The following is a 15,639-nucleotide window of genomic DNA, read 5'->3' on the forward strand; positions in this document are numbered from 1 at the left end:
TGAATATCCAAGACATCCTGCTTCATATCCGCATTCAATATCATATGTATCGCTTACCCCAAGTTTCAGTTTTAATTCCTCAATAAACATAAGGATGTTCTTATAGTCTGGCGTTACCTGGATGTTTGCAAAAACACGATCCTCTGCTCCGATTACCGGCTCCATTGCACATAAAGTATAGTTTGTACTATGGACATCCATACCGATTTTGATTATTCTATTCATAGGTGACCTCCTTTTGTATGCGGTAATCCCTGTTACCATTTGTCTTTCTCGACTTGTAGTATACAGGTAAATCCACGTTGCTACAAATGTGAGGTCACTTCATATTATCTATTTCTTCTTTGACGCGAGTACTGTTGCCGCAAGTCCTTTAATCCAATCTTGATGTCCTTCGTTCATGGGATCCGGCTTTGACTCAAAAAGCTCCTTTGCCGGCTTACCCTTCTGTGACTCTTGTGTAAGAATTCTTACCCGACCTTCTGAAAGATCTTCAAGTAACCATGCATGAATCACATCTAATCTGTGATCCGCATCGCCTTGCGCCCATCCGTGCCACGCAAGACGACCCGGATTGCCATTTGCCGGAGCCTCAAACTCTACAATCTCAGCCTCGATAGGAAAACCAAATGTCTTGAATGCAAACTTCGTATCCGCCTCAAGAACAGTTCCTTTTGTATTATGAAACTCAATATCTGATGCATTGTCATAATAGGAAGTCCAAATGGATGTATCAATAAGATTTTCAAATACATCCTTTGCTGTGATACCTTTTACAATAATCTCATTCGATGCAAAATTATCGGTTGTTCCCGGCAAGTAGCCCTCCGGCCATTTGATTTCATTTAACATTTTTTATACCTCCTTGTTTCTATTTCTTTCATAAAATTTCTCGTTGATCAACTTGATGATGTCATATTACCCCCCCTTACAATCCAATCAGCAAGAACGTACTTTTTTGTAAAATAGTTTCTTTTATGTGCTATACTATACTTTAAGAAACTATAAAGAATACTGTATTTTACTGAAATTATGATCTAAATCAGAATTGAAAAAAGGAGAATTTTTATGGCAAAAAAAATGGATAAGGCAAAAAAGCAATTTCATTGCCCTGTAGAGGCTACTCTTTCTCAAATAGGCGGAAAATACAAAATGACTATTCTATATCATCTAATCCATGATGGCACTTTAAGATACCATGAATTGCAAAAAAAAATTCCCCAAGCTACTGCCAAAATGTTGACACAGCAGCTTAGGGAATTAGAGTCCGATGGATTAATCAACCGAAAAGTATATCCTGTTGTTCCGCCCAAGACAGAATATTCACTTACCGAAAGAGGGACAACGCTCACAGAAGTTATCGATTCCATCTGCAATTGGGGGTGCACCTATATGGCTGGTACATTTGAAGAATAAAAAGGAATATATACTTTTCTTTATTCAATTGTTATTCGGCTTTATTGCACTTTTGCTTTCGCCGGCAGGCTCTTCTTTTTCAAAAGTTTCTTATAATCGTTCTTCTTTTCTTTCGGGACAGTCACCTTCACGGAAGATGATACCTTCTTAAAGGCAGCATTGCCAACATTTTTAGCTTTCAGCTTCGTTGTCTTAATGACAATGGTCTTTAATTTCTTGCAACCATAAAAAGCTTGTTTGCCAATGGCTGAGACATTCTCGCCGATTACTACAGATGTCAATTTTGTATTATTCTTAAATGCCTTTTCTGCGATTGACGTTATCTTATAGCTCTTGCCGCCGATTTTTACTGTAGAACCTATGGTCAGCTTACCCTTTACCGACGTGCCGGTAATACTTACCGTATACTTCTTTGCATCGGTAATCTTGTATTTACATTTTGAAACGGTAAATACCTTTCCTTTTGCAGGAGCACTTATGGTAAAAGTCTTATTAACCACCCCGGTATAAGAGCCTTTTCCGGTAATCGTTACAGTGGCTTTACCTATGTTTTTGTTGTTCTTATATGATATTGTATAATCCGTTCCGGCTGTAAGCGTTTTTGAACCATTCTCAACTGTCACTTTTGGCTCTAATGCCTTTCCGGTATAGGCCGTTTTCGTATAGGAAAGGTTGACCATATTGGTCGTTATGGTCACCTTACTCGTTATCGTAAATGTACCTGTTTGGTAACTTACCGTATAATTTCCTTGCTCTGTATCACCTCTCGGTGTGATAGTATAGGTTCCAACTGTCGTACCAGCTTCGCGGACAAGCGAATAATTGACCGTATCATTGCCGACTGTACCACTTACCGTTGCAGTCAGTTCCGGCTCAGGAGTTGTACCAACAATCATACTCTTGTTATCAGCCTTAACCGTAACAGCTTTTGGGTTAATGGTAAATGTTGCCGTTGTCTCACCTGTATAGTCACCCATGCCCGTGATTGTATAGATGTAGTTGCCGGCATTCTTCCGTGTTCCGCTCGGAGCAGTCACGGTATAGTCCGTATTCTCAGTAAGCACTGTCTCGCCATCCTTCACGGTAATGGCAGGGGTCAATACGCTGCCCGTATAGGTCTGCGCCGGAATGGTGATGTTGATGTCAGTACTGGTCACGGCCTTCTGAGCTGCGGCAATCGTCACCTCAATCGTCTGCGCCGGAACTTCATTCCAGTTATCACTATTCTCGACCTTGTAATAAACGGTATAAGTTCCAGCATCTGTTTCTGTTGGAATGTCTGCACTGTAATTCACACCATCAAGGCTGTAGCTTAAGAGATCGCCAAAATTCGTTGTTCCGGCTGTTATTAGCTCCTGTTCCTCTCCGTTATAGACAAGGTCAGTCTTGGCAGAAGGCGCAGTTGTGATTACGGGCGTTCCTTTTTTGTGTGTCAGATAGCCCTCCTGTCCGTCCTTTCCATCAATAATTGCATAAGTGCTGCTGCCGGCTGCGACATCAGCGGCTTCCCAATCCCAGCCGTTGCTATAATAAAAAGAAAATTCAACATCCTCCCACTCCGTTCCGTTGCCGCCTTCTAATTCAGTACAGCAATAGAACATCAGATCGGACGATGTCACGTTTTCCATGCTCCACGCACTGTTGACATAGATAGTGGTAACAGAAGATGAAGCAAACATTTTGGACATATTGGTAACACCTGATACATCGGCATTACTCAGGTCAATGGTAAGTTCTTCACTCTCATTCAAGTAATCCAAGAACAATTCTGAGCAATCAGCAGGCAACACCGTTCCCGGCTCGCAGACAACAGAAGTTACACGGCTCCATTCTTTTATGTAACCACTTTCAGATTTTATTGCTCTATATGCTTTTACCTCGTCTGCAACAACATTGCCGTTTAACGTCAGCACACCTGTTGTTTCGTTGAATGCCGCCGTAGTCCGAACAAAGGTCGCACTTACGGTCACGCCGCCTCTCACCATGATAAATTTATTGTTTGATACAGACACATCATTATCCGATGCATCTTTAACAGTAAACGATTGCAGACCGTAGCCTGACGCAGGGGTAATGGTAAGTGTAACAAATTCTCCTGCCTTTGCTGTGGTCTTGTCTACCGTCACCGTGCCGCATGTGATGTCAGCATCAATAGTAACGTTGTAGTCGGTATCGTCCTTCTGCATAATACTGCGACGGTCACCGTCCTCAGTGATGGTGAAGTAGCCGGTCTTATTGGCAGTCACATCGGTTGTTTCGTGCATGTAGACTACGTTTGCAAAGTCCTTGATGCTTGATGCATCAACGAGGTCGATGTCGTCGTAGATGGTCACAGTGCCGATGGTATTGGTAGCGCTGGAATAGGTATATCCTGTTCCAATACCATCAGAATCCGACCCACCTGTTGCCTTTACCAAGCCGCCCTTGATGGTGATGTTGCCAAGTGTTGCAGTCTTTTCAATATAAGCAACACCTGTACCGATGCCAGCCCCCCAGCTACTGCCGCCGTTGGCTGTGATGTTTCCTCCCTCGATGACAATATCGCCACCCGTAACGTTATCATCCCAAGCACGGCTCAGACCGATGCCTGCGCACCCATATCCACCATTTGCTGTCAGAGAGCCATCCCCCTTGATGGTGAGTGTAGTACCGCTGCCGCCAATCTGAATTCCGGCTGATTGAGCATCTATTCCCGTCACACTGTTTGTTCCGACAAGAGTAATCGTTGCAGAACCGTCGCATATGATGCCGCCGGTTATGGTGGCATCGCTTAGCGTGACATTGGCATCGCTGGCAATCGTTACTGTACCGCTGGTCGAGCCTGTCAACACATCTCCGTTATTTGCTGTGTAGTTATCACTACCCGAGAGTGTTGTTTCTGCGGCATGTACCGTCTTACTCTCCGATATAAACGGCAACTGTATCGCTCCCAATACCATGGCCAATGCCAGCACAAATGTCATTATGCATTTTATTACGTTCTTACTTTTTCGATTCATAATACTTCCTCTCCTATCATTTTATTTCTCTTAACTCATTTCAGGAAAAATCAGACGGTTTTGGGCAAAAAAAACGCAGTTATGCCTTGCATGCTTGAGCGTGGCGAACTGCGTCATCCCTAGTCAACCCCCTCCATAAATATTTTCCCCAAAATACAAGTCTAGGAATAATCATCCTAAACAAAATCGTTTAAATTATATCATTTTATGCTATCAAATGCCATTCCTCTATACCTACAACCAATAATGACACAGTCACAACAACCGATGGCACGGCCAATTCCGGTACCTCTTCCACCGGCAAGCTCAGTTCCAAGTACAAGAAGATTGCTGCGGGGAAAGTTAAGCTCGTAAAGGTAAAGGTAAAGAAGGGCACAGCGACAATCAATGCCAACGTAAAAGACAGTGCCGGGAACAGCTACAAGATTACGAAGGTAAACAAAACAAAAACAGCGCCGTATCAATCACTGGTACAGTGCTGTTTTTCGTTTCTTTGTTACACTTGAAAAGGTTTTTGTAAAGGCGCGAAGCACAATAAGGTTTTTGTACTCTCTTGTTCTACTGCCGGTCTCTCATAAGATACTTTGAATCTTCATCAATCATTTCCAACATAATATCTGCAAACGTGGGATCAAACTGACTCCCTTTTCCCTTTTCAATTTCTTCTCTGACCTTTTCCTGGGGAAGCACTCCTCTGTAGCTTCGATTGCTGGTCATGGCATCGTATGCATCCGCTACAGCAATGATTCTGACTTCTTCCGGAATATGTTCATCCAAAAGTCCCTCCGGGTAACCTTTGCCGTCAACCCGTTCGTGATGATATCTCGCCCCAGCAGCCAGCTCCGGCATTTCTTTGATATTGCTTAAAATCTTGTCTCCGATAGCGGGATGCTTTTTAATGCAGGCAAATTCCTCCTCTGTAAGTCTCCCCGGTTTATTGATGACCTCATCCGGAATACCGATTTTCCCCACATCATGCAACAGCCCCATCATAAAGATTTTTTCCTGCTGCTTCTCGTCATATCCATAGCGTTTTGCTATTTCTTTTGCATACAAGGCGACTCTTCCGGAATGACCATTGGTGTAGTTATCCTTTGCATCAATAGCATCTGCCAGACTTTCCACCACGTGTAAAAAAAGGTTTTCATTTTCCTTTGTCTTTTCATACACCAGAGTCTCCAGGTTCCGCTGCAGCTCTGTAAGTTCCACAGCATGCCGTACCCTAAGCACCAGAACACTGGGCACAAAGGGTTTTCGAATAAAATCCATAGCCCCCAGGGTAAGACCCATGGTCTCCGTTTCCTCATCTTCATTTGCCGTTATAATTATTACCGGCGTATCTCTCCAGTCCGCCTTGCTCTTTTTCAACTTCTGAATCACTTCAAATCCGTCCATCTGGGGCATATTAATATCCATCAGGATAAGATTTGGCGCAGGCTGCTTTTCAATATATTCCAAAAGCGCATTCCCGGATTTAAGCACAACAACTTTAAACCCGGCTTCCGTAAGCGTATTCCAAGCTCTTTTTAAAATAATTGGGTCGTCGTCAACAACTATAATCTGTGGAATCATTTTTACCTCCCCTAAGAACTATTCTTCCGGTTAAATGATATCGAAAACGCTTTTATCAATCACCTTTAACATGGTATACTCAAACTATAGTACTGCCATCAACAATCAAGGAGGAAGTCTTTTATGAGTATTAACATTCCCGGTATCGATACCAATAAAGCCATCACGAATTGCGGTTCATTGGAAACCTTCACAGAACTTCTTTGTGATGTATATCACCTTATAGATGAAAAAAGCAATCTGATAGAAACCTATATAAAGGAAAATGATATTAAAAACTATACCATTTTGGTTCATTCTCTAAAAACCACCTGTCGTACCATAGGTGCTGCAGAGCTTGGTGAACAATTCTTTACCTTAGAAAAGCTTGGAAAAGAAAACCGTCAGGAGGAAATAATGAAACTAACCCCTGAGATTTTAAATTCTTTCCGTGCCTTAAAGCCCTATCTGGAGCCCTTTGTCCAAAATGACAATATCTCCCCAAAGGGCTTCGATAAAGAAGAGATTTTTCATCACCTGCAAAACCTCCTTACTGCAATGGATGACTTTGATTTGACAAAAGCTGAAGAAGCCTCTCAGCAGCTTTTGAATTATCACAGTACCGAGGCGCTTTCCCAAAAATTCAAATCCTTACATCGACTGGTGTCAAATCTTGATTATGATGAAGCCAAAGAACTATCTACAGAAATCATAGATTCCCTTGAAAACTAATCTGTAGGCAAAGTTCCGTAATTGGCCACCGCTTCATCTACTGTCATTTCACCATTGATTACCCCATAGGCAGCTGAACGATACTGCTTTACTGCAGTATCCAGTAATTCCACATCACTAAAAGTAATCGTCCGTTCCTGTGGAAAGTCTGCCAAAGATGCATAAACTTCATCCAAAGAATAATCCTTGGTGGGCGTAATCAGTCTTTTTTCCTGTGCCATAAGGCCAAGTTCTTCTTCACTTGTTAAAAACCTCATAAATTCATTGGCCATATCCAGATTTTCACTGTTTTTATTTACACCAAACAAAATGGAAATGGAGTCCATATAATAGCCCCCCTGATCTCCGGAAGGTGCTACATAAAAATCATACTTAAAAGGATTTTCCGAAAATGCCTCTGATTTACTTTCCCGTTTTTTCGTACCGGACACAATGTCACCGGAGCAAAGCATCATAGGAACGTCCCCTTCAAAGAATCTCATAATAACGCCATTATAGTCATCTTCAATTTCTGCGCTGCACTTATCAATATCAATGCATCCACTGTCCACAAACTCTTTTAGTCTGGTAAGAGCTTCTCTCATAGCTTCCCCTGCCGCAGGATTCAACTCATTCAAATCCGCTTCTATACTACTGTCATCCATAACAGTTTTTGCAAACATGGGATATGAAAAAGTGTATCCGATTCCGGGTGTCGTAGAGACATTGGCTCCCATAACAGGAGAATCATACCCGGCTGACTTTAGCTTTTCACAGGTTGCTACAAGTTCATCATAATTTGTCGGAATATCAAGGTCTTCTTTTTCAAAAATATCCCGATTCACCAGCATTCCATAGGAAGTGGCAAATATAGGAAGGGCCAGCGTTTCCCCATCCATTTCCCATCTGACTCCGGAACGAATACAATCCAAATTCATTTCCAGTGTTTCATCAGAAAGATTTTCTGCTGAATCAAAAAGCAGCTCATATTGGTCATTTCCATACATCCACGGCTGAATCACATAAATATCCGGAGGTTCCTGACCTGCCAAGGCATGAACAATGGTATTACCATAATCATCCAGATAAGTGTATTCGATCTCACCATTTGGATAATACGCATAGAAACGTTCAAAAGCACTTTCTAAAGATTCAAAGTTTGAATAAGTTCCGACTACTGAAATCTTAAACTCCGTATCCGATGAATATTTGGGTGCGAACGCCTGACTAACCTCCCGGTTTTGACTGTCCTTCTGATCCTGACTTACCTCTTGCGTTTGGTTCTGACCACATCCCATTATCCCCAAGGTCAGCACTGTCACAAGCGCCATAGAAACGATAATCCTAATCTTTGTACTCATACGCTCTCCTTTCTATTCCATTACCTTTTTTGAAAAAACTCCCTCACCTGGGAAATCAACTCTGCCCGATTAAATTCCTTGAAATGATTGTTTTGAATCTTTACCCGTTCAAATTCCTTTGCCAAATCAAAACCTTCATCGCAAAGTATTAACTCTGCCTCATGCTTTTCTAAATACTTCTGTGCCTGTTCCTTTGTTTTGACCACCACAACCTTATACTCTTCAGACAGCCACTGCTGCACCTGCTTTAAATAAGCAACATCCTCATCCACTACTAATATGGTCCGCAGTGTTTTCGGAGAAGCGGTTTCTTTCCCGTCATCTTCTTTTATCGGCTCAACCAAGTCTGCCGGAAGATACATAAGAAGCATACTCTCCAGTCGCCCCGTATCAATAGGCTTGGTCAAATAATCTGTAAACCCGGCTTCTATATACATTTCTCGCATTCCGGAAACTGCATTGGCCGTAAGACATATCACAGGGGTATTCTTATTAGGCGTATCCGTAATCCCTTTCATTTCTTTCAAAGTCTCGATTCCATCTTTGTTTGGCATCATATGATCCAAAAAAATCACGTCGTAGAAATTTCGCTTAAACAATTCAATACAGGCGTCTCCACTGTCTGCAGTTTCAATCTGCATCCCGGTCTTAGCAAGAAGACTGATAAATACTTTAAGGTTCACCTCCGTGTCGTCTACAGCAAGTATCCTTGCCTTTGGTGCCGTAAACTGCGCTTTATACTGTTTTCTTTCTTTAAAGAAACGTCTAAACACCGCATCAAACTCACCTAAAGGCTCCCATTTCACAACTTTTTGCCTAAGGTCAAAAGAAAAGACAGAGCCTTTTCCATATTCACTCTCCACCACCATCTTGCTTCCCATCATATTTAAAAAACTTTGGGCAATGGCCATTCCAAGACCGGCACCCTCGATGTTCCGATTCTTCTTTTCTTCAATTCGTTCAAAGGCTACAAAGAGTTTTTCCAAATCCTCTTTTTTAATACCAATTCCCGTATCTTTTACCTGTACATGAAGAATCACCTCATCCGGGCTGTCTTCACATTTGGTGGAGGACATGGAAAAAACAATACTGCCTTCTTTTGTGTATTTCACTGCATTGGAAAGAATGTTGGTAATGACCTGCTTTATTCGGATTTCATCCCCGTGCATAATTCGAGGAACGTTTCTGTCCACATCAAGTTCAAAGGCAAGCCCCTTTTCCTCCGCCTTAACCTGAACCATATTCACAAGATCGTTTAAAAGAGATACCACATTGTAGTCCACATTAATCAGTTCCATCTTGCCGGCTTCAATTTTGGAAAAGTCTAAAATATCATTGATGATTCCAAGGAGAGTATTTCCTGCGGTTCGAATACTCTCCGCGTACATTAAGGTATCTTCTTCATGACTGTCCCTTAATATCATCTCATTCATTCCAATAATGGCATTCATAGGAGTACGGATATCGTGAGACATGGTAGACAAGAAATGGGATTTTGCCACGTTTGCCTGATTAGCAGCCTCTGCTGCAACCGTAAGCTTTCGATTGAAACCACGAAGAATCCGCAGATTAAAAACCAAAAGCACCAGTAATCCCACTATTACAATTCCCAAAAGAAGCCAGTCAATGGACCTGCTTACTGCCAGTTCTTTTGCCGGGATATATGCAATAAGATACCAGGAATTTAATCCGCTCAAAGGAGTATAGGCAATCACACTATCTTCTCTCTTGGAATTTCGAATATGCATGGAGCCGATATCTGTGAGGATGGTATTTATCACCCGCTCATATTCCTGTGTTGACATTGGATTATAGGATTTAAAGTATTCAAAGAAATTGCTGTTTTTAAGAGACTTCCCATGTATCATATAGTCCCCATCCCGATCTATAAGGGAGATTTCTACGTTATCATACTCCCCTTTCAAAAAAACAAGCTTCTGCTCCAAACGACTCACCGGTACCACTCGAATAAGAAGTCCGTTCCGCATGGCCCCTGTTTCATTATCTAAAACTTTTACGTTATTTAAAAAAGCAATGGATTGTACTCCGTTTAAAGGATTTGTATAAGCCCTTGTCAAATTTACCACGCCGTTTACATTGCTAATTTCGTGATCTTCAAAAATAGAAATACGGGAATAATCGACAGAATAATCCGATGCATCCGTAGTGCTGGCAGAAGTGGAAATACCCGCCATGGATCCGTCATCGATATAAATTAGATGTCCTGATATTTCAGGAGAAATTTTTGCTTTTCGAATATAAGAAATGGCCTCATCCACCGTCATGGGGGTTCCCGCTTCCGCAGACCCATTTATATAGTTGGACCAGATGTCGCAAAGATGCTGCTCGTCCTCCAAATAATTGGCAATAATCTGCTCTGTGGTAGTGGTCATTTTCTCAAAAGACGCAATCGAAGCAGAGTTTGACTCAACCGCTCTATCGTTGGCATATTTAGCAATGATAAAAAGAATCAAACCTACGATGATGATATTAATAAGTACAATATATCTTTTCTTCATTCTGCATCCCCTGTAAAAATCAATTTACAAATAAATACAGTTAAATTATACCATAAAATACAATTATTTTTGAATTACACTTAGAGTCTCGAAAATCTCCAAAATTGAAATTTTAAATTCCACCTCCCGCCCTCTTTTTTCTCTAATTCATTAAGCAAATTTTCCTCAATCTTGTCTGCAAGAATAACGTAGGTATCAGCTCCGCTATTTTCTAATTCATCAGTATCTTCTACAAAACAAATTGATTGTCCCGAATCTTTGCTGTACCACCTTGCTGCTCCCTTATCCGACTCGGCAAATCCCAAAAAACAAATTTCCATTCTATCAACTGCCATTAATCCTTATATTTCTTGGACATAGCTGCTGCTTGCCGGTGTAGTCTTTGTAGTAACATCTCACTTCCCATTTACCTGTTTTCTCATTCTTAAAAACCATAGTGTGTTACCTCCTTATTCAATTTCATTATTATCTGTACCGTAGATACGCTTCTCAAAATAGCGTCTACTGAGTCTACCTCGAACAGTTACATATCCCTGTTCTCTAAGTTCTTCGTTCAGCTTACGAATAATCTTGTAAGCCATACCTTCAGAAATATCCATTTCCTTAGCAACATCTTTTGCTCTTACGTATGTGTTCTCGTTCATAACTATCAGCTTCTTTCGTTTAAAATTTCATTACTCAAAACATCACGATTTTGAACTGTATACGGTACAATACGAGTAGTTATAGATTGATATGGGAAGGTAAAAAAGATGAAAAAAAATTTCTCAACAAACGCCAAAAACCTTGCAATGGCAAACTAAGGACAAAAGATTAGATTCTACAGACAGATTGCAGGAATGACTCAAAAGGAACTTGGAATTGCTTCCGGTTTAAATGAATCGACTGTGAGAAATTATGAGCTGGGAAATCGTTCTCCGGATGAAGATACAATATTTGAAATAGCAAATGCTTTGGAAATATCTCCTTATGTGCTTTCAACTCCTAATCCGGTTTCAGCTGCAAGCTCACTTCAATTTTTATTTGCTATTGAAAAGACATTGGAACTTACTCCAACGGTTATAGATGATAAAGTATACTTGGAAGTATCATCAGATTTGGATGTAGACGATAAGACTGTTGCCCCACTAAACAACTTAAAGAGAATGCTTTCTCATTGTGCAACTATGTATGAGAAATTTACTAATAATGAAATAGACGAAGATACATATCTTCTATGACAGGCAAAGTATTTAAGCTTTGCAACTGATACAGCTGACTTCTTGTTGGAAGCAGAAAACGAAAAGGCAGTAGAAGTGGATAAAAGTATCTCTGGTGCAAAGAAGAGATTTAGAAAGGCTAATTTGAAAGATTAGAAAGGAATTAATAATTATGGCTTGGGGAATTTATCTAAACATGGAATATTTATCAACAAAAGTTGCTAATGAACATATTGATAAAATGACCAACACTAACTATACCGATTATTCTTTTGTAGATGAAAATGCCTTTTGTAATAACCTAGAGAATGGTTTTGTCTGTTTAACATTATTGAACTGCTATTTTGAAAGCTTGTTAAATACGATTTTGAATTCATGCATGAATTGCGAAAGCGAAAAATTATTGAGATTAAATATTGAGGAAAAAATAGATTTAATATTCTTATATTACAAGAAGGACTTTTCTGATATAAAATCTCGTAATGAATGGAATATTTATCGTCAATTAACGCGCATCCGAAATGAATTAATTCATTTAAAAATAACATTTATTGGAGATGGTACTGATATACCTCCTATCACTTTTGGAAATATGAATTTAATAGATTATTTTACACAAGAAAACATGGTTAAGTGTAAGGAAAACGTGATTAATTTAGCTAAATTAATTGCAGATAAACTAGAACTATGTATTTATGAAGAAATAGGTACATTTGCTTCCGATGGTAGAGATGGTTTAGTCAATTACATTTACGATCCAAAAACAACACCTATTGATTCTTCTCGATTTAATAATTAACAACATGGAGGTATTTAACCCTGCGGTGACACCGCAGGGTCTTCTGGTCTTTAAGGAGAATCAAAAAGGCTATTTTTTTCAGTTCAGTTCTGAACTCTCTATAACAGTTTTCAGAAAAAATAGTAAACTTTATTGTCATTTTATTATCGCTGGCGACAACAAAAAATCCACAAACCCTTTATTTATAGGGCTTGTGGAATGTGTTTTCTTGTTTTGGAACTATTCCATCTCCGCAAGGAGTCTATAGAGTGACCTGTTTTTGATTGCTTTTGTTAGCAAATTTGTTAATCTTTTGTACGTATTATCTATATTTTCTTCCTTTTATTACTCAAACAGTACTTTGAGCTTTTACCCCAACTCCTTTGCATCCAAATGCTTTAAATACTGTTTCTTCAGTGTACGCTCATTTTCAAAGAAAGTGATTTCAGATCGAGACATTTCCTTATGCTCCATCTTCAATTTTACAAGCGTCAGCGTACATATAAAATCTGCCACCTGAAACAATCTGTAATCCCTTGGCAGCACCTTCTTAAACTCCACGTTATCCAACAGGGCATTTAACACTGATGACAAAATCTTGTTAACTTCGGTCTGTCCATTATCATAATATACCTTGATGATATCAAACCCAAAGAAAAATTGTAAGTGATCACGAATAAAAATGGATAATTGCTTGCTTATTCTTCCTATGGCTTCCAAAGAATTATCAAACTGTTTTTTCTCAATATAAAACAATTTATACTGAATATCCATACGTCGAATAAATCCCATCATCTTTTTCAGGATTCGCTGACGTTTTATAATGTCGACATCCTTATAGTCTTCCTCTCCTCGTATAATTGGTCCTGCATGAAGACAATGACCGGAATAACCAACATTCATAAGATCAGCATCAAGTTTAGATAAATCATCCGAAATATCTATATCCTGATTATGGAAAACAAATGTAATTATATAATATGGAGAATGATGCCTATATTCGCCCCAATCCCCCGATTCATCAACAAAAACACTAAGTTCGCGCATATATCTCCTAAAAGAAAACGACGGGCGTCCCGCCCGTCATTATGTGGACCCGGGTCTTTCGACCAGCCCTAAGTAAGATTATAATACCAAATAAATTATTATTTTTCAACACTTTTCCATTAGACGGCGTGTCGCAAATCTCGGAACCCAACACGCCATATCCGGAAAATTGGGAAACGGCGTGTCATACTACGCAGCTTAAAAATTTGCAAGTCTCAACTTTCGACGCAGGTAACATTTGTCAAGACTCGCGTGCGAGTCTTGCGCGCCGGATTCGGGTCAGCATTAGCTGACAAATTCATATCCGAATCCGTGCGCATCCGGGTCGGTGCGGTAAAAATATATACCTAAGGAGAAAGCGTCCTATGGGCAAAAGAACTGCCGCTTAGGCCCCCTTTCGGTTTAAATCTGTATGACTTCCTTGCAATAGGAAAGTGCGGCATCGTCATGGGAAACCATAACAATCGTTTTTCCGGATTCATTTAATTGAGTCAATAATTTCATCACAATTTCAGTATTTTTTTCATCCAAACTTCCGGTGGGCTCATCCGCAAGAACAATTTCGCAATTTTTAAGCATCAGCCTTGCTACGGCAATTCTTTGCTGCTCTCCTCCGGAACAGGTATAAATCTTTTTATTTAGATAATCTCCGGCGACTCCGACTTTTTCAAGAGCATCTAACATCCGTGCCTTTTCTTTTTTCTTGTTTTTTTCCTTGCTTACGATTTTAAGATTTTCATACACGCTCGCATCATCGATCAAGGCGTAATTTTGAAACAAATAACCGATTACATTTTCCAGCAGTTCTTTTCGCTTCTTCTTATTTTTAGGCTTTACTTCTTCTCCCATAACTTTAAGGCTTCCCTCATAATCCTCCAGCAGGCCCATTATATTCAGCAGGGTTGTTTTCCCGCGCCCGCTTCTTCCTTTAATCCCCAGAAACGTTCCTTGTTTCACCTCCAGATTATAATGGTCAAATATTTTGTTATCTCCATATTTTTTTGATATATTTTTTAATTCTATCGCATTCATAATAACTATCTCCCTTTAATCACAGAACCTATACTTTCAAATGATTTTTTCGATAGGATAACATAAAAAATTACAGTTTCAGGTATCACAACAAGCATAAATGTTTTATTTACCACTCCGGATACGACAAGCACAATTGCGGCATTATAAATCAGAAATGTAAGGATATCCCTTACGGTCTTTTTACCCAACAAACTGTATACCGCCATTTTCTTTTTCTTGAATTCGTAATAAATCACAAACAAACTTATATCCACAAGAATATATGCGAAAAGGAGAACAACGAAATAAATAATCTTTTCAAACAATTCAACCTGATACGTTGCTATGTGCGTCCGCAATTCTCCACTCAAGGGCTCCATCTGAACATCCGCCTCTTCATATCCCATTTTCAGCAGCTTCTGCTCTACCTGCTTTGCCACATTTTCCGTCACCAACACTTCGCCATAACCGATGGATGCCATTTTTTCTAATTTGGTTACCCAAATCACAGAATTGTATGAATATTTCCCCGGATTCTCCAGATTCATAATCCTTTGCCCTTTCGGAATACATATGGCCGTTGCCTCTTCTACTTCCTCATATTCTTCTATTTCATCACGTTTTTCCCACAAATTTTCCGGGATCAATAAATACTCGCCATCTCCTTTCAGCTGCAGGTTATTTCCGTTCTTATCTTTTACGCCCAAATAGATAATATGAAGTGACCTCACATTTGTAGCAACGTGGATTTACCTGTATACTACAAGTCGAGAAAGACAAATGGTAACAGGGATTACCGCATACAAAAGGAGGTCACCTATGAATAGAATAATCAAAATCGGTATGGATGTCCATAGTACAAACTATACTTTATGTGCAATGGAGCCGGTAATCGGAGCAGAGGATCGTGTTTTTGCAAACATCCAGGTAACGCCAGACTATAAGAACATCCTTATGTTTATTGAGGAATTAAAACTGAAACTTGGGGTAAGCGATACATATGATATTGAATGCGGATATGAAGCAGGATGTCTTGGATATTCA

Annotated in this window: 16 protein-coding genes; 5 read left to right on the top strand and 11 right to left on the bottom strand. The window is 39.9% G+C overall.

Translation table 11 applies throughout. The annotated features are described in order from the left end of the window. Together BLS20_RS13235 and BLS20_RS13240 are read right to left on the bottom strand one after the other, a co-directional pair. The coding region (locus tag BLS20_RS13235; RefSeq protein WP_479723615.1) for a hypothetical protein at positions 1 to 225 on the bottom strand (225 nt) is incomplete at its 3' end. Positions 226 to 333: 108 nt separating this feature from the next. Further along, positions 334 to 852: an SRPBCC family protein gene (locus BLS20_RS13240; RefSeq protein ID WP_090174821.1), complete on the bottom strand. Its 519-nt coding sequence runs from the start codon at positions 850 to 852 to the stop codon at positions 334 to 336. A gap of 216 nt (positions 853 to 1,068) precedes the next feature. On the opposite strand from BLS20_RS13240, the gene BLS20_RS13245 reads away from it, so the two are divergent. Continuing rightward, positions 1,069 to 1,416, top strand: coding sequence for a winged helix-turn-helix transcriptional regulator (locus BLS20_RS13245; protein WP_090174822.1), 348 nt, complete (start codon positions 1,069 to 1,071; stop codon positions 1,414 to 1,416). A gap of 41 nt (positions 1,417 to 1,457) precedes the next feature. Here the strand turns inward: BLS20_RS13245 and BLS20_RS13250 are convergent, their stop codons facing one another. Then, entirely contained in the window at positions 1,458 to 4,415 is a 2,958-nt protein-coding gene (locus BLS20_RS13250; RefSeq protein WP_090174823.1) for an MBG domain-containing protein, read from the bottom strand. Positions 4,416 to 4,973: 558 nt separating this feature from the next. Beyond that, the gene (locus tag BLS20_RS13255) at positions 4,974 to 5,987 is read right to left on the bottom strand and encodes an HD domain-containing phosphohydrolase (protein WP_090174824.1); all 1,014 of its coding nucleotides are present in this window, start codon (positions 5,985 to 5,987) and stop codon (positions 4,974 to 4,976) included. A gap of 123 nt (positions 5,988 to 6,110) precedes the next feature. On the opposite strand from BLS20_RS13255, the gene BLS20_RS13260 reads away from it, so the two are divergent. Continuing rightward, positions 6,111 to 6,698, top strand: a complete 588-nt coding sequence (locus BLS20_RS13260) for an Hpt domain-containing protein (RefSeq protein ID WP_090174825.1) — start codon at positions 6,111 to 6,113, stop codon at positions 6,696 to 6,698. Here BLS20_RS13260 and BLS20_RS13265 read toward each other — a convergent pair. The 4 genes from BLS20_RS13265 to BLS20_RS13280 all read right to left on the bottom strand — a co-directional run bounded on the left by BLS20_RS13265 (position 6,695) and on the right by BLS20_RS13280 (position 11,201). After that, entirely contained in the window at positions 6,695 to 8,038 is a 1,344-nt protein-coding gene (locus BLS20_RS13265) for an ABC transporter substrate-binding protein (RefSeq protein ID WP_090174826.1), read from the bottom strand. The genes BLS20_RS13260 and BLS20_RS13265 overlap by 4 nt on opposite strands. 20 nt (positions 8,039 to 8,058) lie before the next feature. Beyond that, complete coding sequence (locus tag BLS20_RS13270) at positions 8,059 to 10,557, bottom strand: response regulator (protein WP_090174827.1); 2,499 nt, start codon at positions 10,555 to 10,557, stop codon at positions 8,059 to 8,061. Between the two features lie 80 nt (positions 10,558 to 10,637). Next, positions 10,638 to 10,892: a hypothetical protein gene (locus BLS20_RS13275; RefSeq protein ID WP_090174828.1), complete on the bottom strand. Its 255-nt coding sequence runs from the start codon at positions 10,890 to 10,892 to the stop codon at positions 10,638 to 10,640. 114 nt (positions 10,893 to 11,006) lie between these two features. Beyond that, complete coding sequence (locus BLS20_RS13280; RefSeq protein WP_090174829.1) at positions 11,007 to 11,201, bottom strand: LysR family transcriptional regulator; 195 nt, start codon at positions 11,199 to 11,201, stop codon at positions 11,007 to 11,009. A gap of 168 nt (positions 11,202 to 11,369) precedes the next feature. Between BLS20_RS13280 and BLS20_RS13285 the strand changes: the two genes are divergently transcribed. Then, entirely contained in the window at positions 11,370 to 11,777 is a 408-nt protein-coding gene (locus tag BLS20_RS13285) for a helix-turn-helix domain-containing protein (protein ID WP_278286175.1), read from the top strand. Positions 11,778 to 11,928: 151 nt separating this feature from the next. Next, positions 11,929 to 12,555 carry a hypothetical protein gene (locus BLS20_RS13290; RefSeq protein ID WP_090174831.1) on the top strand — a complete coding sequence of 209 codons (627 nt, stop codon included), beginning with the start codon at positions 11,929 to 11,931 and terminating at the stop codon, positions 12,553 to 12,555. A gap of 348 nt (positions 12,556 to 12,903) precedes the next feature. Here the strand turns inward: BLS20_RS13290 and BLS20_RS13295 are convergent, their stop codons facing one another. The 3 genes from BLS20_RS13295 to BLS20_RS13305 all read right to left on the bottom strand — a co-directional run bounded on the left by BLS20_RS13295 (position 12,904) and on the right by BLS20_RS13305 (position 15,326). Beyond that, positions 12,904 to 13,581: a DUF3800 domain-containing protein gene (locus tag BLS20_RS13295; RefSeq protein WP_090174832.1), complete on the bottom strand. Its 678-nt coding sequence runs from the start codon at positions 13,579 to 13,581 to the stop codon at positions 12,904 to 12,906. A 402-nt stretch (positions 13,582 to 13,983) separates the two neighbouring features. Next, complete coding sequence (locus BLS20_RS13300) at positions 13,984 to 14,613, bottom strand: ATP-binding cassette domain-containing protein (RefSeq protein WP_090174833.1); 630 nt, start codon at positions 14,611 to 14,613, stop codon at positions 13,984 to 13,986. A 5-nt stretch (positions 14,614 to 14,618) separates the two neighbouring features. Next, positions 14,619 to 15,326, bottom strand: coding sequence for a TrbL/VirB6 family protein (locus BLS20_RS13305; protein ID WP_143010279.1), 708 nt, complete (start codon positions 15,324 to 15,326; stop codon positions 14,619 to 14,621). Between the two features lie 88 nt (positions 15,327 to 15,414). Between BLS20_RS13305 and BLS20_RS13310 the strand changes: the two genes are divergently transcribed. After that, a partial coding sequence (locus tag BLS20_RS13310) for a hypothetical protein (RefSeq protein WP_479723615.1) occupies positions 15,415 to 15,639 on the top strand: 225 nt, incomplete at its 3' end.

This window comes from Eubacterium oxidoreducens, from assembly GCF_900104415.1.
Taxonomy (GTDB): domain Bacteria; phylum Bacillota; class Clostridia; order Lachnospirales; family Lachnospiraceae; genus Eubacterium_C; species Eubacterium_C oxidoreducens.